Origin of the sequence: Sphingomonas endophytica, from assembly GCF_001476895.1 — a bacterium.
Lineage (GTDB): Bacteria > Pseudomonadota > Alphaproteobacteria > Sphingomonadales > Sphingomonadaceae > Sphingomonas > Sphingomonas endophytica_A.
The window spans coordinates 14799-36213 of the sequence record NZ_LDTB01000063.1; the positions used below are offsets into that span (position 1 = coordinate 14799).

The 21415-nt window shown below is 68.7% G+C and carries 22 protein-coding genes; 13 read left to right on the top strand and 9 right to left on the bottom strand.

Features of this window, described 5'->3' with window-relative positions:
* Window positions 1–101: 101 nt before the first annotated feature.
* Window positions 102–1262, bottom strand: coding sequence for a Gfo/Idh/MocA family protein (locus NS334_RS13870; protein ID WP_058756548.1), 1161 nt, complete (start codon window positions 1260–1262; stop codon window positions 102–104).
* A 110-nt stretch (window positions 1263–1372) separates the two neighbouring features.
* Here NS334_RS13870 and NS334_RS13875 point away from each other — a divergent pair, with 110 nt between their 5' ends.
* From NS334_RS13875 to NS334_RS13910, 8 genes are all read left to right on the top strand, one after another.
* Window positions 1373–1753: a c-type cytochrome gene (locus tag NS334_RS13875; protein ID WP_058756549.1), complete on the top strand. Its 381-nt coding sequence runs from the start codon at window positions 1373–1375 to the stop codon at window positions 1751–1753.
* A gap of 20 nt (window positions 1754–1773) precedes the next feature.
* Complete coding sequence (locus NS334_RS13880; protein WP_058756572.1) at window positions 1774–2817, top strand: sugar phosphate isomerase/epimerase family protein; 1044 nt, start codon at window positions 1774–1776, stop codon at window positions 2815–2817.
* A gap of 111 nt (window positions 2818–2928) precedes the next feature.
* Window positions 2929–4182, top strand: a complete 1254-nt coding sequence (locus tag NS334_RS13885; RefSeq protein WP_241491960.1) for an MFS transporter — start codon at window positions 2929–2931, stop codon at window positions 4180–4182.
* The gene (locus tag NS334_RS13890; RefSeq protein WP_058756551.1) at window positions 4179–5087 is read left to right on the top strand and encodes a TIM barrel protein; all 909 of its coding nucleotides are present in this window, start codon (window positions 4179–4181) and stop codon (window positions 5085–5087) included. Before NS334_RS13885 ends, NS334_RS13890 begins: the two co-directional genes overlap by 4 nt.
* A 35-nt stretch (window positions 5088–5122) precedes the next feature.
* The gene (locus tag NS334_RS13895) at window positions 5123–5698 is read left to right on the top strand and encodes a gluconate 2-dehydrogenase subunit 3 family protein (RefSeq protein ID WP_058756552.1); all 576 of its coding nucleotides are present in this window, start codon (window positions 5123–5125) and stop codon (window positions 5696–5698) included.
* Window positions 5695–6531, top strand: a complete 837-nt coding sequence (locus tag NS334_RS13900; RefSeq protein ID WP_058756553.1) for a sugar phosphate isomerase/epimerase family protein — start codon at window positions 5695–5697, stop codon at window positions 6529–6531. Before NS334_RS13895 ends, NS334_RS13900 begins: the two co-directional genes overlap by 4 nt.
* Window positions 6532–6555: 24 nt before the next feature.
* Window positions 6556–8235: a GMC family oxidoreductase gene (locus NS334_RS13905; RefSeq protein ID WP_058756554.1), complete on the top strand. Its 1680-nt coding sequence runs from the start codon at window positions 6556–6558 to the stop codon at window positions 8233–8235.
* A 65-nt stretch (window positions 8236–8300) separates the two neighbouring features.
* On the top strand, window positions 8301–9299 hold the full coding sequence (locus NS334_RS13910; protein ID WP_241491961.1) for a substrate-binding domain-containing protein: 999 nt from the start codon (window positions 8301–8303) through the stop codon (window positions 9297–9299).
* A gap of 160 nt (window positions 9300–9459) precedes the next feature.
* On the opposite strand, the gene NS334_RS13915 is transcribed toward NS334_RS13910, so the two are convergent.
* Both NS334_RS13915 and NS334_RS13920 read right to left on the bottom strand, forming a co-directional pair.
* The gene (locus tag NS334_RS13915) at window positions 9460–9963 is read right to left on the bottom strand and encodes a hypothetical protein (RefSeq protein WP_241491962.1); all 504 of its coding nucleotides are present in this window, start codon (window positions 9961–9963) and stop codon (window positions 9460–9462) included.
* A 46-nt stretch (window positions 9964–10009) separates the two neighbouring features.
* A complete protein-coding gene (locus NS334_RS13920; RefSeq protein ID WP_058756556.1) occupies window positions 10010–10348 on the bottom strand; it encodes a hypothetical protein in 339 nt (112 codons plus the stop codon).
* A gap of 134 nt (window positions 10349–10482) precedes the next feature.
* Between NS334_RS13920 and NS334_RS13925 the strand changes: the two genes are divergently transcribed.
* Both NS334_RS13925 and NS334_RS13930 read left to right on the top strand, forming a co-directional pair.
* A complete protein-coding gene (locus NS334_RS13925; RefSeq protein ID WP_058756557.1) occupies window positions 10483–11439 on the top strand; it encodes an isopenicillin N synthase family dioxygenase in 957 nt (318 codons plus the stop codon).
* Window positions 11436–11678 carry a hypothetical protein gene (locus tag NS334_RS13930; RefSeq protein WP_058756558.1) on the top strand — a complete coding sequence of 81 codons (243 nt, stop codon included), beginning with the start codon at window positions 11436–11438 and terminating at the stop codon, window positions 11676–11678. Before NS334_RS13925 ends, NS334_RS13930 begins: the two co-directional genes overlap by 4 nt.
* Before the next feature lie 3 nt (window positions 11679–11681).
* Here NS334_RS13930 and NS334_RS13935 read toward each other — a convergent pair whose 3' ends face one another.
* From NS334_RS13935 to hflK, 5 genes are all read right to left on the bottom strand, one after another.
* Entirely contained in the window at window positions 11682–12182 is a 501-nt protein-coding gene (locus NS334_RS13935; protein ID WP_058756574.1) for a phosphoribosyltransferase, read from the bottom strand.
* Window positions 12183–12440: 258 nt separating this feature from the next.
* On the bottom strand, window positions 12441–14051 hold the full coding sequence (locus tag NS334_RS13940; protein ID WP_058756559.1) for a helicase HerA-like domain-containing protein: 1611 nt from the start codon (window positions 14049–14051) through the stop codon (window positions 12441–12443).
* Window positions 14052–14136: 85 nt separating this feature from the next.
* The gene (locus tag NS334_RS13945; protein WP_058756575.1) at window positions 14137–15669 is read right to left on the bottom strand and encodes a Do family serine endopeptidase; all 1533 of its coding nucleotides are present in this window, start codon (window positions 15667–15669) and stop codon (window positions 14137–14139) included.
* 107 nt (window positions 15670–15776) lie between these two features.
* A complete protein-coding gene (hflC, locus tag NS334_RS13950) occupies window positions 15777–16652 on the bottom strand; it encodes a protease modulator HflC (protein WP_058756560.1) in 876 nt (291 codons plus the stop codon).
* Window positions 16652–17776 carry a protease modulator HflK gene (hflK, locus tag NS334_RS13955; protein ID WP_058756561.1) on the bottom strand — a complete coding sequence of 375 codons (1125 nt, stop codon included), beginning with the start codon at window positions 17774–17776 and terminating at the stop codon, window positions 16652–16654. Before hflK ends, hflC begins: the two co-directional genes overlap by 1 nt.
* A 72-nt stretch (window positions 17777–17848) precedes the next feature.
* On the opposite strand from hflK, the gene NS334_RS13960 reads away from it, so the two are divergent.
* The 3 genes from NS334_RS13960 (at window position 17849) to NS334_RS13970 (ending at window position 20972) form a co-directional block, all read left to right on the top strand.
* Window positions 17849–18805 carry an Mrp/NBP35 family ATP-binding protein gene (locus tag NS334_RS13960; protein WP_058756562.1) on the top strand — a complete coding sequence of 319 codons (957 nt, stop codon included), beginning with the start codon at window positions 17849–17851 and terminating at the stop codon, window positions 18803–18805.
* 49 nt (window positions 18806–18854) lie between these two features.
* A complete protein-coding gene (locus NS334_RS13965; protein WP_058756563.1) occupies window positions 18855–19286 on the top strand; it encodes a CoA-binding protein in 432 nt (143 codons plus the stop codon).
* 294 nt (window positions 19287–19580) lie between these two features.
* The gene (locus tag NS334_RS13970) at window positions 19581–20972 is read left to right on the top strand and encodes an amino acid permease (RefSeq protein ID WP_058756564.1); all 1392 of its coding nucleotides are present in this window, start codon (window positions 19581–19583) and stop codon (window positions 20970–20972) included.
* Between the two features lie 119 nt (window positions 20973–21091).
* Here the strand turns inward: NS334_RS13970 and NS334_RS13975 are convergent, their stop codons facing one another.
* On the bottom strand, window positions 21092–21394 hold the full coding sequence (locus NS334_RS13975; RefSeq protein WP_193753108.1) for an alkylphosphonate utilization protein: 303 nt from the start codon (window positions 21392–21394) through the stop codon (window positions 21092–21094).
* Window positions 21395–21415: the final 21 nt, after the last annotated feature.

A 21415-nucleotide genomic window follows, 5' to 3' on the forward strand; every position in this document is an offset into this window, starting at 1 on the left:
AAGGCCGAGATAGCGGAACGCCATACGTCGTCACGCTCGGTCCGCCGCTGGACCCCGGCTTTCGCCGGGGTGACGGGCAAGGTAGGGGACGGGGCGCGTCGTTATTCCGCCAGGCCGCTCCACTTCTGCTCCGAGCCGGCATTCGCCACGACCGCTTCGACGAAGGCCATCGTCCGCACGCCGTCTGCGACCCCGGGGAACCACGCCGCCGCACCCGCCGGCGCCACCGCATCGCCGCCCCGGATCGTAGCCGCGACCGCGCGGTACAGGTTGGCGAACGCCTCGATATAGCCTTCCGGGTGCCCGGCGGGCGTGCGCAGCCGCGCCATCGTCGTCTCGGCCAGTCCCGGTCCGCCCGCCCGGACCATCTCGGCGGGGCGATCGAGCCAGCGCAGCGTCAGCGTGTTCGGCTCCATCTGCGCCCAGTCGAGCCCGCCCTTCTCGCCGTGGACACGCAGCCGCAGGCCGTTTTCGTCGCCCGCCGCGACCTGCGTCGCCTTCAGCACGCCGCGCGCGCCGTCCGCGAAGCGCAGCAGGACACTGACGTCGTCGTCCAGCCGCCGCCCCGGCACATGGGTGGTCAGGTCCGAACAGAGCGACTCGACGCGGCACCCGCTCACATGCTCGGCCAGCTGGAAGGCGTGCGTCCCGATATCGCCAAGGCAGCCGCCCAGCCCGGCGCGCGCCGGATCGGTCCGCCATTCCGCCTGCCGGTTGCCCTCGGCATCCAGCGCGCTGCTCAGCCAGCCTTGCGAATATTCGACCTGGATCAGCCGGATCGCGCCGAAGTCGCCGCGCGCGACGCGCGCCCGGGCCTCCTCGACCATGGGATAGCCGCTGTAGGTGAAGGCCAGCGCATAATGCCGCCCGCTCCGCTCGGCGGCGGCGGCGATCGCATGCGCCTCTTCGAGATTGAGCGACATCGGCTTTTCGCACACGACGTGGAAACCGGCGTCCAGCGCGGCGATCGACATCGGCGCGTGGAGGTGATTCGGGGTCACGATCGCGACCGCGTCGATCCGCTCGCCCTCCGGCAGCGCACGCTCGGCGGCGAGCATCGCATCGAACGAATCGTAGACGCGCGCCTCATCCAGACCCAGCAGGTCGCCGGTGCGGCGGTTGCGGCCTTCGTCGGTGCTGAACGCGCCGGCGACCAGTCGCCAGTCACCGTCGATGCCGGCCGCCATCCGGTGAACCGCGCCGATGAACGCGCCTTCGCCACCACCGACCATGCCCAGCTTAAGTGGTTCTATCCGTGCCATTCATCCTCCCGTCATGCGCCGTACTGCAATTACGAAAGTCGTAATGTCAGCCGCCTTGCTATCGTCCGGTTTAACGGTAAACTGGCGGCAATCAAACGGGAGAGATGCGAATGAAGTTGATCGCCGGTCTGGTCGCCGCGCCGATCGCCGCCGTCACCGCGCTGGCCGTATCGGCCCCGGCGCCGGCGCAGCAGAACGGGCAGCAGGCATTCGCCGCGTGCAAGGCATGTCACACGCTCAACAAGGGCGGCCGCAACGGCATCGGCCCGAACCTGAGCGGATTGTTCACGCGTCCGCCCGCTTCCGCACCCGGGTTCAACTACTCGCCAGCCTTCAAGAAGGCGCAGATCAAGTGGACCGACAAGTCGCTCGACACCTATCTCGCGGGTCCGCAGAAGATGGTGCCGGGCACGCGGATGCCGATCTCGACGCCGGACGCCGCCAAGCGCGCCGCGATCATCGCCTATCTCAAGGCCGAGACAGTCAAGTGACCGCAACCGCAACCCCGGCCATGCGCGGTCCCGGCGTGTTCCTGGCCCAGTTCATGGGCGACGCGGCGCCGTTCGACACGCTCGACAACGCGGCACGCTGGATGGCCGAGGCGGGGTATGAGGGCGTGCAGATCCCGACCCGCGACGAGCGGTGCATGGATCTCGCGCTCGCCGCCGAGAGCCAGGATTACGCCGACGAGCTGGTCGGGCGCTGCCGTGAGGCCGGGGTCGCGATCACCGAATTATCGACGCATCTGCAAGGGCAATTGGTCGCGGTCCATCCGGCCTACGACACCGCCTTCGACGTGTTCGCGCCCGAGGAATTGCGCGGCAAGCCCGCCGAGCGGCAGGCGTGGGCGGTCGAGCAGTTGAAGCTGGCGGCGAAGGCCAGCCGTCGCCTCGGGCTCGACGCGCATGCCACCTTCTCCGGCGCGTTCGCCTGGCCGTTCGTCTATCCGTGGCCGCAGCGCCCCGGCGGCATGGTCGAGGAGGCGTTCGCTGAGTTGGGCAAACGCTGGACCCCGATCCTCGATGCGTTCGAGGAGCAGGGCGTCGATCTGTGCTTCGAGCTGCATCCCGGCGAGGACCTGCACGACGGCATCACCTTCGAGCGGTTCCTGGACGCGGTCGGCGGACACAAGCGCGCCAACATCCTCTACGATCCCAGCCACTTCGTGCTGCAGGCGATGGATTATCTCCAGTTCATCGACTTCTACCACGACCGCATCCGCATGTTCCACGTCAAGGACGCGGAGTTCAACCCGACCGGCAAGGCGGGCGTGTACGGCAGCTATTCGGACTGGGTCGACCGGCCGGGCCGCTTCCGCTCGCTGGGCGACGGTCAGGTCGATTTCGGCGGCATCTTCTCGAAGCTGACGCAATATGGCTATCGCGGCTGGGCGGTGCTGGAGTGGGAATGCTGCCTGAAGCATCCCGAGGACGGCGCGCGCGAAGGTGCGCCGTTCATCGCCGCGCATATGATCCGCCGCCCCGAACGCGCGTTCGACGATTTCGCGGGCGGGGCCGATCCGGCGGCGAACCGGCGCCTGCTCGGGCTCGGTTGATCGGCCGGGCCGCGGAACAAGACGACAAGATAAATCAGATAGGGCGGGGGTTTGAGGGTGCAGGCAGAGGCAGAGGTGTTCACGGGGCAGCATCGGTCCCGGTTGTTCTGGTTGAGCGTCCTCGCGCTCACCACCGCGGCGGTCAGCGCGTCGTTGCGCGCCGCGATCGCGAGCAGCCTGAAGGCGCAGTGGATCGATCCGATCGCCCCCGTCCAGGCGGGCGAGCTGATCGGCGCGGCGCTGGGATCGGCGTTCCTGGGCTTCGCGATCACCCTGTTCGTCGCCAGCGCCTTGCTCGACAAGATCGGCGCGAAGCGGATCGTGGTCGGATCGGGGCTTTGCTTCATTCTCGGCACCGCGCTGATCGTCGGCGCGGGGGCGATCGCCACCGGCATGACCATCTACTCGCTCGTGTGGCTGGGCATGATGCTCAGCGGGATCGGCTGGGGCCTGGCCGAGGCGTCGATCAACCCGCTGACCGCACGCCTCTATCCGGATGAGACGACCCACCGTCTGAACGTTCTGCATGCCTGGTATCCGGGCGGGCTGATCATCGGCGGCCTCGCGGGCGTGCTGCTGGCCAATGTGCTGCCGTGGCAGGCGATCATGGGACTGGTGTTCCTGCCCGCGATCGGCGTCGTCCTGATCGGGGCGACCACCACCTTCCCGCCCGCGCCCAAGGTCGTCGAGGGCGAGAGCTTCGGTACGATGATCGGCGAGGTGTTCCGCCGCCCCAGCTTCTTCGTGTGGTTCGGCGCGATGTTCCTGACCGCATCGTCGGAACTGGCACCGGGCCAGTGGCTCGACGTCGCGCTCACCAACCGCGTCGGGATGCGTGGCATCCTGTTGCTGGTGTACGTCAGCGCCCTGATGTTCGTGTTCCGCCACTTCGCGGGGCGTCTGGCGGGCAAGCTGTCCAATCCGGGCCTGTTGTGGATTTCCAGCCTGCTGGCGGCGATCGGGCTGTTCCTGCTGTCGCGCGCGCAGTCGCCAGTCGCGGCGATCCTCGCCTCGACCGTCTGGGGGTTGGGCGTCTGCGCGATGTGGCCGACGATGCTCGCCTCGGTCGCGGAACGCTATCCGCGCGGCGGGGCGTGGGCGCTCGGGCTGGTCGGCTCGGCGGGTGCGCTCGCCAGCTTCTTCGTCCTGCCGCTGCTGGGCGGCATGTTCGACGAGGCCAAGGTTCAGCTGGCCGGTGGGCCGGAGGCGTTCAAGCGCCTGACCGGTGAGGCGTTGCGCCAGGTCGAGGATGCGGCGGCGTCGCAGTCGTTCGCGAAGCTGGCGCTGGTGCCGGTCGTGCTGCTGTTCGTGTTCGGCGCCATCTGGCTGTCGGAGCGTCGCCGTCGCGCGGTGGCGGTGGCGTGACGCCGTCGCGTCGCTCCGTACTGGCGGGCGGCGTGGCCGCGGCGTTGTCCTCGTCGGCGCAAGGTGCCGGCAAGGTAAGCAATGCCGCCACCTTCTCGCTCAACTTCGCGCCGCACGAGGGCAGCTTCGCCAGCCGCGGCAACCGGCTGGAGCAGATCGCCTTCGCGGCCGATCAGGGCTTTCGCGGCTGGGAGGATAATGAGGCGCGGGGCCGCTCGATCGACGAGCAGAACGCGATGGCCAGGGCGCTGCAACAACGCGGCATGACGATGGGCGTGTTCGTCGCCTCGATGCCGAAATGGTCGGAGTTCAGGCCGGCGTTCGGCAGCGACGACGGCGCCGAGCGCGAGGCGTTCCTTGCCGACATCCGCGCCTCGGTCGAGGTCGCCAAGCGGCTGAACGCGAAACACATGACGGTCGTCACCGGCTTCGTCGACCACAAGGTGCCGATGGATATCCAGACCGGACGCATCATCGACCTGATGCGGCGCGCGGGCGACATTCTGGCGCCACACGGGCTGGTCGCGGTGATGGAGCCGCTCAACACGCGGACCGATCACCCGAACGTCTATATGCAGTCGTGGGCGGCGGGCTATGCGGTGGCGCGCGGCGTCGACAGCCCGGCGATCAAGATCCTGACCGACTGTTATCACGAGCAGATCCAGTCCGGGAACCTGATCCGCTCGTTCGGAATGGTCTGGGACGAAATGGGCTATATCCAGTTCGGCGACAATCCCGGCCGCAAGGAGCCGGGGACCGGCGAGGTCAATTACCACAATATCGTGCGGTTCCTGCGGACACGTCGCTACGGCGGCGTCATCGGCATGGAACACGGCAATTCGCAGCCGGGGCGGGCGGGCGAGGAGCGGCTGATCGCCGCCTATCGCGCGATCGACGCGGCGTGACCCCACGCGCGGCCATGATCTTGGGAGAGGGTTGAGTGATCGACAGACGACAAGCGTTGGGCGGGATCGCCGCCATGTTCGGGGCGTCGCTTTACGCGCCGCTCGCGCGCGCGGCGACCGCCGCGGCGGGCAAGGGCGGGGTGGTGCCCGTCATCAGCGAAGGCCCGCCCAGCGTGCAGGTGTTCACGCCCACGCAGCGCGCGGTGATGACCGCGCTCAGCGACCGCGTGATCCCGACCACCGACACGCCGGGGGCGATTGCGGCCGAGGTGCCGGCGTATATCGAGAAGCTGCTCGCCGACTGGGCGCTTCCGGCTGATCGCGTGCCGATCATCGCCGGGCTGGACGCGATCGAGGCTCAGTCGATGAAGGACTATAGAAAGTCCGCCGCGCAGGTGACGCCCGCGCAGCAGGACGCGCTGCTGACGCTGGCGATGGACGACAAGCTGCCCGGCGGCGCGACGTTCTTCGAGCCGTTCCGCCAGATGGTGATCGCGGGCTATTACACATCCGAGATCGGCATCACGCAGGAGCGCGAATATCTGCCCGTCCCCGGCAGCTATGACGGCGCTTTCCCCTATTCCAACGTCAACAAGGTCTATTCCTCATGATGACCAACCGTCGCAATGTCCTCGCCGGCGCCGGCGGTCTCGCCGCGCTCGGGCTGTTCGGGTCCGCCGCGCAGGCCGCGCAGCTCGGCGCGATCGGGATCCAGCTCTACACGGTGCGCGAGCTGTTCGGGCCGGACCCGATGGGCACGCTCGAGAAGATCGCCAAGATCGGCTATCGCGAAGTCGAATATGGCGGTGGCGGTTATGACAAGATGGATCATGCCGCGCTGCGCCGCACGCAGGACCGGCTCGGACTCAAGGCGCCATCGGCGCACGTCCCCTATGAGTGGCTGCTCGCCGATTTCGACGGCGCGGTAAAGATGGCCAAGACGCTGGGCGTGGACACCGTGATCCTGCCCTACATGACCGATCAGCATCGCAACGAGGCGGGCTGGAACGAAGCGCTGCAGAACTTCAACCGCTTCGCGCGCGATCTGAAGAAGGCCGGGCTGGGCTTCGCGTACCACAACCACGACTTCGAATTCACGGTGAAGCCGGGCGGGGTGAGCCTGTACGATCGCCTGATCAAGGAGTGCGATCCGGCGCTGGTGAAGCTGGAGATCGACCTGTTCTGGGCGATCACGGCGGGCGAGGACCCGCAGGCGCTGATCCGGCGTCTCGCAGGGCGCATCTACGCCTATCACGTCAAGGACAAGCGCGCCGACGGCAGCATGTGCGCGGTCGGCGAGGGCAAGATCGATTTCGGTGCGATCTTCAAGCTCAACCGCATCGCCGGCGTGAAGCATTTCTACGTCGAGAACGATCAGTGCCCGGCACCGTATATTCCCGACATCACCACCAGTTACCGCACGTTGCGCGGCCTACGCTTCTGATCGCGCGACGGAGAGGATAAAGATATGGCAGCGACCGACACTTTCGACGCGATCGTCATCGGCTCCGGGGTCAGCGGCGGTTATGCCGCCAAGGAACTGACCGAAAAGGGCCTGCGCGTCCTGATGCTCGACCGGGGCATCATGGTGGAACATGGCGAGGGCTATCCGTATGACGGCAAGCCCGCCTACGAGGTACCCGCCCGCAACTCCATGCCCAAGGGGTTGATGGAAAGCGATTATTTCATCACCAGGCACGGCTATGTCACGCCCAGCAACCGCAAGTTCTACAACGACGACCGGCTGAACCCCTATGCCTATGACGAGGGCAGCAAGTTCTACTGGATTCGGCCGGCGGCGGTCGGCGGCAAGTCGCTGATCTGGGGCCGCTGGACGTTCCGTTGGGCGCCCGAGGACTTCATCGCCAACAAGCGCGAGAATGTCGGGATCGACTGGCCGATCCGCTACGAGGACGTCGAGCCCTGGTACAAATATGTCGAGAACTATATCGGCGTATCGGGCTCGCGCGAGAATCTGCCGCAATTGCCCGACAGTGATTTCCAGCCGCCGATGCAGATGAACATCGCGGAAAAGTGGGTGAAGCCGCGGCTGGAGGCCAAGTTCCCGGGGCGCAAGCTGATCAACACGCGCCTGACGAACATGACCGAGGACAAGCCCGACCAGAACCGTACCAAGTGCCAGTATCGCAACCAGTGCGGTAACGGCTGTTCGTTCGGCGCCTATTTTTCGACCCAGGCGGTGACGTTGCCCGCCGCGCGCGCGACCGGGCGGTTGACGCTGCGGTCGGACGCGGTGGTCACCAATCTCGAATATGATCCTGTCAAGAAGCGCGTGACCGGCGTCCGTTACATCGATGCCAAGACGGGTCAGGCGCAGGTCGTGAAGGCGCGGATGGTGTTCCTGTGCGCCTCGGCGCTCGCGTCGGTGCAGATCATGATGAACTCGAAGCGTCCGGACGGGCGCAGCTGGTTCGACAGCAGCGGGACGCTCGGCAAGTATGTGATGGATCACATCTTCCGTGTCAGCATCGGCGGCAACATCCCCGGCATGACCGAATATATCGAGTACGGTCGCCGTCCGGGCGGCGTCTATATCCCGCGCTTCCGCAACGTCGGTGGCGAGGAAGGCGTCGGGTTCAAGCGCGGTTACGGCTATCAGGGCTCGGCATTCCGCGCACCGGCGGGGCCGGTCGGCTTCGGCAAGTCGATGAAGGAAGGGATGCGCAAGTACGACACCTGGCGCTTCGGGATGACCGCGTTCGGCGAGTGCCTGCCGTACGAGGACAATCGCGTGTCGCTGCACCCGACCAAGGTCGATCGTTTCGGCGTGCCGCTCATGGTGTTCAACGTCACCTTCCGCGACAACGAGCTGAAGATGATGGCCGACGCGCGCGAGCAGGGCGAGGCGATGCTGCGCGGTGCGGGGCTGACGGACGTGAAGAGCAGCGAGGGCGAGCACGTCCCCGGCGACGCGATCCACGAAATGGGCGGTGCGCGCATGGGCGCCGATCCGCGTACGTCGGTGCTCAACAAGTGGAACCAGGCGCATGACGCGCCGAACCTGTTCGTCACCGATGGCGCTCAGATGGCGTCGGTGTCGTGCGTCAATCCGTCGCTGACCTTCATGGCGCTGACCGCGCGTGCGGCGGACAATGCCGTCAAGCTGATGAAGGCGGGCACGATCTGACGCGAGAGGTTCCGACCCCGCGCGGGACCACCGACCGGCGACGCGAACGTGTCACGATCCGGGCGGTGGCCGCGCGGGCCGGCGTGTCGGCGATGACCGTGTCGAACGTCATCAACCGCGCCGGCCGCGCCAGCCCGGCGACCGTCGCGGCGGTGCGGGCGGCGGTCGAGGAACTGGGCTATGTTCCGAATGTCGTCGCGCGTCGCCTTGCCCGGGCGCGCGCGACGACGGTCGGCGTGCTCTACGCCGGGGAGCGGACGCCGTTCCTCGATGCGATTCTGGTCGGCGCTTTGCGCGCCACCAATGCGCGCGGCCTGCAACTGGTGCTGTACCATGAGGAGCAGCTGTCGCTGGACGCGGCGGAGGGGGCGGTGCTGTCGCTGGCGCGCAGCGGCGCCGACGCGCTGCTGCTGGTGCCGCCGTTCGCGGAGCTGCTGTGCGACTCGGCGGTGCTGGCGGAACTGGCGCTGCCCGTCGCGGCGATCGCCACCGATCAGGTCGCGCCGGGCATGTCGACGGTGCGGATCGACAATCGCGCGGCGATGGCGGATCTGACCGCGCTGGTCGTCGCGCGCGGCTATCGCCGTATCGCGCTCGTCGCCGGACGACGGGATTATTCGGTCAGCGCGGCGCGGATCGCGGGCTTTCAGGACGCGCTCGCGGCGCATGGCCTGCCCAGTGAAGCCGGGCTGATCGTCGAGGGCGGCTTCGATGTCGCGTCGGGCGAAGCGGCGGCCCGCCGGCTGCTGGCGCGCGACGTGCGCCCCGACGCGATCATGTGCAGCTGCGACGACATGGCGGCCGGGGTGATCGCCGAGGCGCATCGCCGCGGGCTGCGGCTGCCGCATGACCTGGCGGTGACGGGCTTCGACGATACGATGGTGGCGGCACGGATGTGGCCGTCGCTGACCACCGTCTATCAGCCCGCCGAGGAGATGGCCTTTCGCGCCACCGAGCAGTTGATCGGGGCGGGCGATGGCGATCTGGTCGCCAACGACCTGATCGTCGCGCACACGATCGTCGAGCGCGAATCGACGGCATCGTTGCGCGCCGTCATCACCTGATTCGAGCCGGCGGCGACGAGGTGTCAGCCGCGGACCAGGGCTGCCGAGACCATGGCCGCACGGGCGCTGAACAGGCTGGATCACGCGCCGGCGCGGAACGGCCCCGATCCGGCGCGTTCGCTGCGCCTCCGCGTGGACCAGCCGATCGCGTCCCCGACGCTCAGGGATGGACGTGGCCCTCCGGCGACGGATCCTCCAGATCGATCGCCACGCGACGCGACTTGTCGGGCTTTCGCCGTGCCGCCCTGGCGCCACCCTTCGCCACGTCGGCCACCAGCAGGAACGGATTGGTCGCCTCCCCCTCGCGTTCGCAGCAGCTGCCGGGGGCGATCAGGTTCTGCACGCCGCGCACCAGCGCCGTGCCCGCGCCGAGAATATCCAGCCCGCCCTGACATCCGCCGACGCGCGTGCCGCACGGCGAGCCTTCCGCCGCCAGCGCGCCCATGCCGGTCATGTCGCGGTTCACGGGCATCGGCCGCGTCGAGGTCGCCTCGTTCGGCAGCGGCAGCGCCTGTTCGGGCAGCGGATCGGCGCACACCACCACTTCGTCCTTGGGGGTGGCGCGCGTGCATGCCTGATCCTTGACCGGCACGAGGATCGAATGGCCCTGCGGCACCGTCGACGCGGCGGCGGAAGTGGTCTGGAGCAGGAGCGCGACGATCATCATCGCCGGGCAGACTGCGCGTCGGCCCGGCGGTCGTCAATGCCGCTTACGGACGCAGCGCGGCGTCGTCGCGATCGTCCAGTTCGTCCTCGCCGACGCTGCCGTCGTCGAATTCCTCCTGCACTTCGTCCTCGTCGATATCCTCGGAATCCTGTTCGGCATCGACGACCTGACCCGCGACCTCGCCGTCGGTCATCAGCAGCTCGTCCTCTTCCTCGGCATCGTCGTCAGCGCCCAGATCGGGGTCGAGATCGACGATGATCGTGCCGTCGCCCGGCCCGTCGCGCGTCGCCTCCAGGATCTCGGCGCGCTGGCTCTCGTCATAGCCGTCCTCGTCGTACCCGTCGTCGCCCGAACCCTGACCGTACACCTGATGGCCGCCCATGGCGCACCTCCTGATTGTTGCGCGCAACGAACGGCAGATGCCGCCGCGGAGTTCCTTGGCGTGCGCGGTTCGCGCGCTGGCAACAGGGCGCAAAGGCGCCTAACTAGGGATATCAGACGATTGGATGTTCCGTGATGCTCGATACGCCTGCCGCCGCAGTCCCGACCCTCAGCCTCGCCGATCAGGCGCGCGATCCCGATGCCTTCGCCGCCGCGCTGGGCGGATCGTTCGAGCGGTTCGGCTTCGCGATCGTCGCCGATCACGGCGTGCCGCAACCGCTGATCGACCACGCCTGGGCGCAGACGGAGGCGCTGTTCGCGCTGCCCGAGGACGAGAAGCGCCGCTATCACGTCTCGGGCGGCGGCGGGGCGCGGGGCTATACGCCGTTCAAGACCGAGATCGCCAAGGACGCCCGCCACGTCGACCTGAAGGAATTCTGGCACGTCGGTCGCGAACTCGCCGCGGGGCATCGCTATGCCGGCGAGATGGCGCCGAACATCTGGCCTGACCGGCCGAAGGGGTTCCGGGACACGTTCATCGAACTGTTCGCCGCCTTCGACCGTGCCGGCGACCGGCTGCTGTCAGCGATCGCGCGCCACCTCGGCCTGGCGCCCGACTGGTTCGATCCGGCGGTGAAGGACGGCAATTCGGTGCTGCGTCTGCTCCATTATCCGCCGATCCCGGCCGATGCGGAGGGAGTGCGCGCGGGCGCGCATGAGGACATCAACCTCATCACCCTGCTGCTGGGCGCGGAGGAGGCCGGCCTCGAACTGCTCGACCGCGCGACCGGCCAGTGGCTGGCGGTGAAGCCGCCGCAGGGGGCGATGGTCGTCAACGTCGGCGATATGCTGCAACGGCTGACCAACCATGTCCTGCCGTCGACCACGCACCGCGTCGTCAACCCGCCGCCCGAACGGCGCGGGCATTCGCGCTATTCGATGCCGTTCTTCCTGCATCCGGCGCCCGACTTCCTGATCGAGACGCTGCCGCAGACGATCACGGCGGAGAACCCGAACCGCTATCCGGAGCCGATCACCGCCAATGGTTATCTCCACCAGCGGCTGGTCGAGATCGGGCTGATCAAGGCATGACCGACCTGGCGGGCATCCACCACGGCGACCTGCGACTGGACCGCGACGCCACGGTGTCGGGGATCGTCAGCGGGGGCGTGTTCGTCGCGGCGGGATGCCGCGTCACCATTTCCGGCATGGTGCGCGGCGACGTGGTGGCGGAGGCGGGCGCGACCGTCGACATCACCGGGATCGTCAGCGGCGCGCTCCACGCCGATGGCGCGACCGTCCATGTCACCGGGATCGTGTCGCTCGCCTGACCGTCAGGCGATGCGGTCGGGCACCTCGGCCGCATCCGCCGCGATCGCGCTGTCGGGCGCGACCGCCTCCCAGGGGAAGACGAACCAGTCCTTCGTCACGGCGCGGTCGATCGTCCGCGCCGCGATGTCGACGCGCTGCGCCGATCCGGTATTGTCGATCAGCGTCGCGAACCGCACATCCCGGGCACCGGCCGCCGCCAGCAGGTCGCGCAGGGCCGCGATCGTCCGTCCGGAGTCGTTGATGTCGTCGATGAACAGCAGGCGCTCGCCACTGCGCGCCAACACCGTCACGACGTCGCCGAGCAAGGCATCGTCCTGCGCCGAATAGTCGATCGAGCGCATCGGCAGCCCGGTCGCGTGGCTCAGATACACCGCCGGCACCAGCCCGCCGCGTCCGATGCCGACCAGCAGCGTCGGCGGTGCGGAATCGGCACGAATCGCGTCGGCCAGATGCGAAACTAGGGCGAGCAGCTCGTCATGGGTGACGTGGGTAAAGATCGGCATCATGGCGACATAGGGCGCGCCGGTGCGGGGCGAAAGGCCGTGTCCATCACCCGCAGCCGCGCCGCGCGTAGCCCGGGATCCATGATGGCGCATGAGCCGGGGCCTGGGAATGTGCGGACGGGCCGCATCCCGCGCGGCGCGGCGCGGGGCGGCAACGGTAGCGACGATGCGGTGTCGCCGCCGGCCAGGCACACGCCCGCCACGGAACACCGACGCGACACGCGCCTCGTTTGCCGTCCCCGGATCGGCGCGCTTACCTCAGCGGCGCATCAGTCCGCCCAGCACGCCGCGCACCACTTGCCCCAGCAGACCGCCGCCGCCGCCGCGCCGCGACGATCCGAACACCGCCTTCGTCACCTCATTGGCGACCGCGCGCCCGACCGCCGACGACGCCGAGCGCGTCGCGGAGGTCATCGCGCGGTTCCACGGGTCGTTCGCCGCGTCGCGCGCCTCCGCCCGGCGCGCGCGCTCCGCCTCGCGCGCGGCGCGGGCGTCGTCCCTCGCCTGCGCCGCCGCGGCCTTCTCCGCCTCGCTCGTCGCGCGGGCGGCCGCGGCGGCGGCGGCCGCTTCCTGCGTCTTCGTGGCCAGCAGTTCCTCTGCCGACTCGCGATCGACCAGTGTGTCGTATTTCGCGCCGATCGGGTCGCTCTGGATCAGCACGCGGCGTTCCTCCGGCGTGACCGGGCCGACGCGGCTCGACGGCGGGCGGATCAGCGTTCGCTGGACGGGCGAGGGCGCGCCATCGGGCTGGAGCAGTGAGACCAGCGCCTCACCCGTCTTCAGCTCGGTGATCGCGGTCGCGACATCGACGCCCGGATTGGCGCGGAACGTCTCGGCGGCGGCCTGCACCGCCTTGCGGTCGCGCGGGGTGAAGGCGTTGAGCTTGTGCTGGACGCGGTTGCCGAGTTGCCCCGCCACGCTGTCGGGCACGTCGATCGGGTTCTGGGTGATGAAATAGACGCCGACCCCCTTCGAGCGGATCAGCCGCACCACCTGCTCGATCCGGTCGAGCAGCGCGGGCGGCGCCTCGTCGAACAGCAGGTGCGCCTCGTCGAAGAAGAAGCACAGCTTCGGTTTGTCGGCATCGCCGACCTCGGGCAGATGCTCGAACAATTCGCCCAGCAGCCACAACAGGAATGTCGAATAGAGCCGCGGCGACGCCATCAGCTTGTCGGCGGCCAGGATGTTGACCAGTCCGCGCCCCTGATCGTCGGTGCCGAACAGATCGTCCAGCGCCAGCGCCGGCTCCCCGAAGAAATGCGCCGCGCCCTCGGCCCGCAACTGCAGCAGCGCGCGCTGGATCGCGCCGACCGACTGCTTCGAGACGTTGCCGTAGCGGGTCGTCAGTTCCTCGGCCCGCTCCGCGCAATGCGCCAGCATCGCCTGCAAATCATCGAGGTCGAGCAGCAGCAGCCCTTCCTCGTCGGCGACATGGAAGGCGATCGTCAGCACGCCCTCCTGCACCGCGTTCAACCCCATCAGCCGCGCGAGCAGCAGCGGCCCCATCTCGCTGATCGTGGTGCGCACCGGATGGCCCTGTTCCCCGAACAGATCCCAGAATTGCACCGGCGTGTCGGCATAACGCCAGTCGGTATCGCCGATCTCGGCGGCGCGCGCGGCGAAGGCGGCGTGCGGCTTCGCGGTCGCCGATCCCGGCATCGCCAGCCCCGACAGGTCGCCCTTCACATCGGCCAGAAAGCAGGCGACTCCGGCGTTCGCGAAGCCCTCGACGATCCCCTGCAGGGTTACGGTCTTGCCGGTGCCGGTCGCGCCGGCGATCAGACCATGGCGATTGGCGCGCGCCAGCTCCAGTCGTTGCGGGTTCGCGCCGCCTGCGTCCGCGCCGATGAAAATGCCGCTGTCCGTCATGCGTCGCCTCTCCGCGCTCATCAACAAAAGAGCCGCCGCACCATGCGATGCGGCGGCCCGTTTGGCTAGGTCGGCGTGGCGCGGCTTACTTGATCTTCACCGCGATGAAGCCGTTGGTCTGCCGCCCGCGCGTGACGCTGAGCAGCACCGACGGACGGCCCGCTGCCTTGGCCGCGGCGACGATGCGCGCGACATCGGCGGCGGTGCGCACGGGCTGCGAGTTGACGGCGGCAATGACATCGCCGCGCTTCAGCTTCTGGCCGGCATCGCTCGACGGATCGACCGCCGCGACCACCACGCCCTGCACGGTCGAGTCGACCCCGATCGCGCGCGCGATCTGCGGTGTCAGCGGCTGGACGGCCAGACCGATCGAACTGGAGCTGGGCGCGGCCTGATCGGTGCCCTCGTCGGGCAGCCCGTCGTCGTCGTCGCCACCGCCGACCAAGGCAGCGAGCTGGTCGTCGGTCGGGCGCGTCGTCACGGTCGCGTTCAGCGACTGGCGCTTGCCGTCGCGGATCACGTCCAGCTTGATCGTCGAGCCGGGCGTGGCACCCGCGACCAGCGACGACAGCGACCGATCCGGCGTCACCGTCTCGCCGTTGATCGCCACCACCACGTCGCCGGCGCGCAGCCCGGCCTTGGCGCCCGGCCCGCCGGGTTCGGTGCGCGCGATGATCTCGCCCTGATCCTTGGGCAGGCCCAGTGCCGCGGCGATGTCATCGGTCATCGGCTGGATGCTGACGCCCAGATAGCCGCGCTTGACCGCTTCGCCCTTCATCAGCGTGTTGATGATCGGCTTGGCCTCGGTCGTCGGGATTGCGAAGCCAATGCCGATGTTGCCGCCCGACTGCGAATAGATCTGGCTGTTGATGCCGATCACTTCGCCGTTCAGGTTGAACATCGGGCCGCCCGAATTGCCCTGGTTGATCGCGGCATCGGTCTGGATGAACGTGTCGAACGGGCCGCGCCCGGTCGAGCGATGGACCGCCGAGACGATGCCCGCCGTCACCGTGCCGCCCAGCCCGAACGGCTGGCCGATCGCCACCACCCAGTCGCCGACGCGCGCGCGGCTGGAATCGCCCAGCTTCACGAACGGCAGCGGGGTCGCCGAGGTGATCTTGAGCACGGCGAGATCCGAGGTCGGGTCGCGGCCGACCAGCTTGGCCTTGTATTCCTTCTTGTCCTGCAAGGTGACGGTGATCGATTCGACCGTCGCGCCCTTCGCGGCCGGCGCGATGACGTGGTTGTTGGTGACGACGTAACCGTCCGGCGAGATGAGGAAGCCGGAGCCGAGCGACTGGCCCTCGCGCGTGACGGGCGCACCGCCACTGCCGCCACCGCCGAACTGGCCGAACAGGTCGCCGAACGGCGTGCCCGCGAACGGATTCGCCTGCTGCTGTACCGTCACCTTCTGCGTGGTGGAGATGTTGACGACCGCCGGCTGAAGCTTGGCGACCATGTCCGCGAAGCTCATCGGCGCGCCGGCGCGCGGGGCGCTGGCGGTGATGGCGCCGGGCTCGTTCTGCGCGACCTGCGCGTCGGCGCGGTTCTGCAGCGTCAGCGACGCCGCCGTTCCGCCGAGCAGAAGGGCGCCGGTCAGGGCGTAGGCGTAGCGCACGGTTTTCATATCCTCTTGGTCATCCACTCATGAAAGGGAAGAATACGCCGCATGATGTGCCGTGGTTGCGATGAACGGCGTTTGAATAGTCGCGCCGTCCGTCGTCCTCAGCGTCCACCCCCCTCGAACGCGCGAAGATAGCCGTTGTTCGGGCTCATGATGATATTGGTCGAACCTTCCGGCTGCGGCCCGCCATCGGCGCCGAACGTGTGGCGATAGCTCTGCATCGCGCGGTAGAAGTCATAGAAATCAGCGTCCTTGCTGAACGCGTCGGCGTAGATGCGCGCGGCCTGGGCATCGGCCTCGGCGCGGACGATCTGCGCCTGCTTCTGACCCTGCGCGCGGATCGTGTTCGCCTCCTGCTGGCGCGCGGTCCGCATCCGCTGCAACGCGCTGTCCAGCGGGCTGCCATCGGGCAGGTCGGCGTGCTTGATGCGCACGTCGATGATCTCCGCGCCATATTGCCGGGCATAGCGTTGCAGCAGGTTCTGGATCGCGTCCATCACCGCGCCGCGTTCCGGACTGAGCAAGGTCGCGAACGGCACCTTGCCCAGTTCGTTGCGCAGCGCCGTACCCAGCAGCGGGCGCAGCTGGTCGGCGACGCGCTCCTCGGTGTTCGACGTGCTGCCGGTCGAGGTGACGGCACGCAGCGGATCGACGATGCGGAAGCGCGCATAGGCATCGACGTTCAGCCGCAGCTGATCGGTCGACAGCACCAGCGTGTTGTCGAGATCGGCGTCGAGCACGCGCTTGTCGACCCACACGATCTTGTCGATGAACGGCACGCGCGCGATCAGCCCGGCGCCGTCCTGACCGATGCGCTGCCCCGGCTGCCACTGGTTGACCAGCCGCACCGGATTGTTGAGCCGCAGGACCACCGCCTGTTGCGTCTCCGGCACGATCGCGAAGGTCGCGGCGGCGATGATCGCCAGCACCAGCGCGATCATCCCGATCGCGATCGGATTTCGAAGCCAGTGCGACATCAGCGCTGCCCCTCCTGCGCCGGAGCGGGTGCGGCGGGCGAGGACGACGGCGGCGCGGCCGCCGCCCCTTGCGTGGGCTCGGTCAGCCGCCGCGTCCGATCCAGCGGCAGATAGGGCACGACGCCACCGGGCGTCTCGACGATCGTCTTGTCGGTCCTGGCCAGCACGGCCTCCATCGTCTCGTAATACATGCGGCGGCGCGTCACCTCCGGGGCGAGGCGATATTGCGCATACACCTGGTCGAAGGCCGATGCCTCGCCCTGCGCGCGCGCGATCACCTGTTGCGAGTAGGACCGCGCGTTGTTGAGGTTGCCGACCGCTTCCTGCTGCGCGGCCGTGACCGCGTTGAAATCGTCGACCAGCGCGGCGGGCGGCGATGCCTGCTTGATCGACACGCCCTGCACGCGCACCCCGGCCTGATAGCTGTCGAGGATCTGCTGCATCACCTGCGCCACCCGCGCCTCGATCGTCCCGCGCCCCGCGCCGATCGCGTCGTTCATCCGCGTCGTCGCCAGCACCGCGCGCATCGCGCTTTCGGCGGTGGCGCGCACCGTCTCCTGCGGATCCTTGATCTCGAAGACGTAATTGCGCGGGTCCGACACGCGCCAGCGGACGGTGTAGGCCAGATCGATGATGTTCTGGTCGCCGGTCAGCACCGTTTCCCCGCCGTCCTGCGGGAATTCGTCGGTGCGCACCTGCTCCACGTCCACCTTCGTCACGTTGACGATCGGCGCGGGCAGGGTGACGCGGATGCCCGGCTCCAGCATCCCCGAATATTTGCCGAAATAGGTGACGACGCCGCGCTGCTGCGGCCCGATCTGATGGAAGGAGGTGAGCAGCAGCCACAGGCCGACCAGCAACGTGACGCCGATCAGCCACAGCGTCCGCGCCGATGCGCCGAGCGGCAGGTTCGGGCCGTTGCCGCCACCGCCGCCACCACCGCCGACGCGCGCCTTCTTCAGGAATTCGTCGAGCGCGGTCGGCTTGGCCGCGCCGCGCTTGCCGCCGGGGGGGACCGACCACGGGTTGCGCGGGCCGGCACTGTCGTCGCCGCCCCCCCAGGGTCCGTTGTTGTCGGCGGCAAGGATGATCGGGCGCCGGAGCCAGCGTCGCAGGATGGTCATGATGGTCTTTATAGGAGCGGTGCGCGCGAAAAACAGTGCCAAGCGGCGTGCGCGCGCCTACGGAACGCGGTCATGAGCGAGAAAGAGCTGACGGCAGGGGTGATCGGCGCGGTTCGCGCGGTCGCCGGCGACCGTGCGACGGTGCGAATCGAGGGGCGGCGGATCGGCGTCGTCATCGATGCCAGCGGGCTGGACGCGACCGCGCGCGACGCGCTGGAGGCCAGCGTGCGGATGGCCGCCGCGGTGCCGGGCCATGACGTCCGCACCGTCGTCACCGCCGAGCGGGTGCAGCGCCGCATCGTCGCGGTGGCGAGCGGCAAGGGCGGGGTCGGCAAGTCGACGCTGTCCGCCAACCTGGCCATCGCGCTGGCGAAGGCGGGGCGGCGCACCGGGCTGGTCGATGCCGACATCTACGGTCCGTCGCAGCCGCGGCTGATGGCGGTCGAGGGGACGCGACCGCAGGCGCGCGACAAGGTGCTGCTGCCGGTCGCGACACCCTATGGCGTACCCTTGCTGTCGATGGGGCAATTGGTCGAGCCGGGGCGCGCGATCGCGTGGCGCGGGCCGATGACGGCGGGCGCGCTGGGTCAGTTGATCGATGGCGACTGGGGGGCGACCGATACATTGGTCGTCGATCTGCCGCCGGGTACCGGCGACGTGCAACTGACGATGGTGCAGAAGCATCGCCCGGCCGGTGCGGTGATCGTGTCGACACCGCAGGATCTGGCGCTGATCGATGCGCGCCGCGCGATCGACCTGTTCGAGAAGGCCGGGGTGCCGATCATCGGGCTGGTCGAGAACATGGCCGGCTATGCCTGTCCGCATTGCGGCGAGGTGTCGGACCCGTTCGGGCGTGGCGGGGCGGAGGCGGCGGCGCGCGAGGCGGGCATCCCGTTCCTGGGTCGCGTGCCGCTCGACATCGCGATCCGCACCGCGTCGGATGCGGGCGAACCGCCGGCGGCGCAGGCCGACGATCGCGTGTTCGCGCCGCTTGCCGCGCAGGTCGCGGCATGGCTGGCGGCGCACTGACGCAACCCTGTCGGTCGCCTGCCGTTCTGCCCTCCGAGAGGAGAGCGCGATGCCGCTGACGACCGATGCCGAGATCAAGGCGCTGCTGGAGGAAACCCGCACGATCGCGCTGGTCGGCGCGTCCGATCGCCCGACGCGCCCGTCGAACGGGGTGATGGCGACGCTCCAGGCGCATGGATACCGCGTGATCCCGGTCAATCCGCAGATCACCGGCGCGCATGTCCACGGCGAGTTCGTGTTCCGCGAGCTGTCGCAACTGGGTGATCCGATCGACATGGTCGATATCTTCCGCCGCTCGTCCGACGCCGGGGCGGTGGTGGACGAGGCGATCGCGATCGGCGCGAAGTCGGTGTGGTTGCAGATCGGCGTGATCGACGAAGCCGCCGCCGCGCGCGCCGAGGCGGCGGGGTTGAAGGTGGTGATGGATCGCTGTCCGGCGATCGAGTTGCCGCGGCTGGGCGTGGGGCGGATCGGGGCGTAACCGCCGCTTCCGTCATTCCCGCTTCTCGGAAAGCCCCCCCGTCATGCCGGACTTGTTCCGGCATCCATGGTTCCGCAAGCGCTCGGGCTGTTGAGTTTGCGGTGCCATGGACCCCGGCCTGCGCCGGGGTGACGGATGGGCAGGGCCGGCGAAGCGGTTTCGCCTAGGGGGCGCCTGAGAGGTGATTGACGGGACACAGGCGGCCGGCACGCTCCAAGCAGCAATGGGCCGCTCGACCCTCCCCAAGGATCGTCACACCTGTTACATCCCTCCCCAGAAGAAAAAGGGGAGTGCATGTCCAGTCTGTTCCGGCGCAAGCCGATCGCGGTCGAACACGGCGACGGCCCGGTGCTCGCCCGTACCTTGTCCTGGCCGCATCTGGTCGCGCTGGGGGTCGGCGCGATCGTGGGGACCGGCATCCTGACGCTGATCGGCGTCGGCGCGGATCGCGCCGGGCCGGCGGTGATGCTCAGCTTCGTGATCGCGGGCGCGATCTGCGCGTGCGCCGCGCTCGCCTATGCCGAGATGTCGACGATGATCCCGGCGTCGGGCAGCGCCTATACCTACAGCTATGTCGTGCTGGGCGAGGTGATCGCGTGGGTGATCGGCTGGTCGCTGATCCTCGAATATTCGCTCGTCGTCTCGACGGTGGCGGTCGGCTGGTCGGGCTATGCCTCGGCGCTGCTGACGCCGCTGGGGTTTCCGGTCGCGCTGACCAACGGGCCGGAACTGGGCGGGATCGTCAACCTGCCGGCTGTGTTCATCATCGCGGTGGTCGCGGGGCTGTTGTGCCTCGGCACCAGGGAGAGCGCGACGCTGAACGCCATGCTGGTCGCGGTGAAGCTGGTCGCGCTGATCGTGTTCGTCGCGGTCGCGCTGCCGCATTTCGATGCCGCGAACCTGCATCCGTTCATGCCGCACGGCTTTTCGGCCTCGGTCGACGTCGACGGCAAGGAGCGCGGGGTCATGGCGGCGGCGGCGATCATCTTCTTCGCCTTCTACGGCTTCGACGCGATCTCGACCGCGGCGGAAGAGACCAAGAACCCCGGGCGCGACCTGTCGATCGGCATCATCGGGTCGATGTTCGGGTGCATCGTCATCTATGTCGGCGTCGCGGTGGCGGCGGTCGGTGCGCTCAGCTATACGCGCTTCGCGGGGTCGCCCGAGCCGCTGGCGCTGATCCTGCGCGACATCGGGCGGCCGGGCTTCGCGACGTTCCTGGCGGCGAGCGCGGTGATCGCGCTGCCGACCGTGCTGTTGGGCTTCCTGTTCGGGCAGAGCCGCATCTTCTTCGTGATGGCGCGCGACGGGCTGCTGCCGGGCGCGCTCGCGAAGGTGTCGCGGCGCGGCGCGCCGGTGCGGATCACGCTCATCACCGCCGGCTTGGTCGCGGTGATCGCGGGGGTGATGCCGATCGACGCGATCGCGGCGCTCGCCAATGCGGGAACGCTGGCGGCGTTCGTCGCGGTGTGCGTGTGCATGATGGTGATGCGTCGGCGTGCGCCCGACGCCCATCGGACCTTTCGCGCGCCGTTGGCGAATGTCGTGGGCACGCTGGGCGTGCTGGGGTGCGTCTATCTGTTCTTCAGCCTGCCGTTCAAGACGCAGGAATATTTCTTCCTGTGGAACGTGGCGGGGCTGGTGCTGTATTTCGTCTGGGGGCGGAAGCGGGCGGTGGTGGCCTGATGCGCCCACCCCGTCATTCCCGCGCAGGCGGGAATCCAGATTCTCTGACGTCGCGCTGCCACCGAGCGACCGGCGCGTCTGGATCCCCGCCTTCGCGGGGATGACGGATAGGGGACGGCTCAGCGCTTGCGCACGAATTCCGCGCGCAGCACCAGTCCCTTGATCCCGTCGAAGCGGCAGTCGATCTCCTGCGGATCGCCGGTCAGTCGAATCGACCTGATCGCGGTGCCGCGCTTCAGCGTCTGGCTGGTGCCCTTGACCTTCAGGTCTTTGATGAGTGTCACCGCGTCGCCGTCGGCCAGCAGATTGCCGACCGCGTCGCGCACCTCGACGCCCTCCGCCGAGGCAGCCGGCGCCGCCGCTGCCTCACCCGCCGGCACCCATTCGCCGGTCGCCTCGTCGTAGACGTATTCCTCGCTCAACCCTCGTAACCCCCAAAAGAA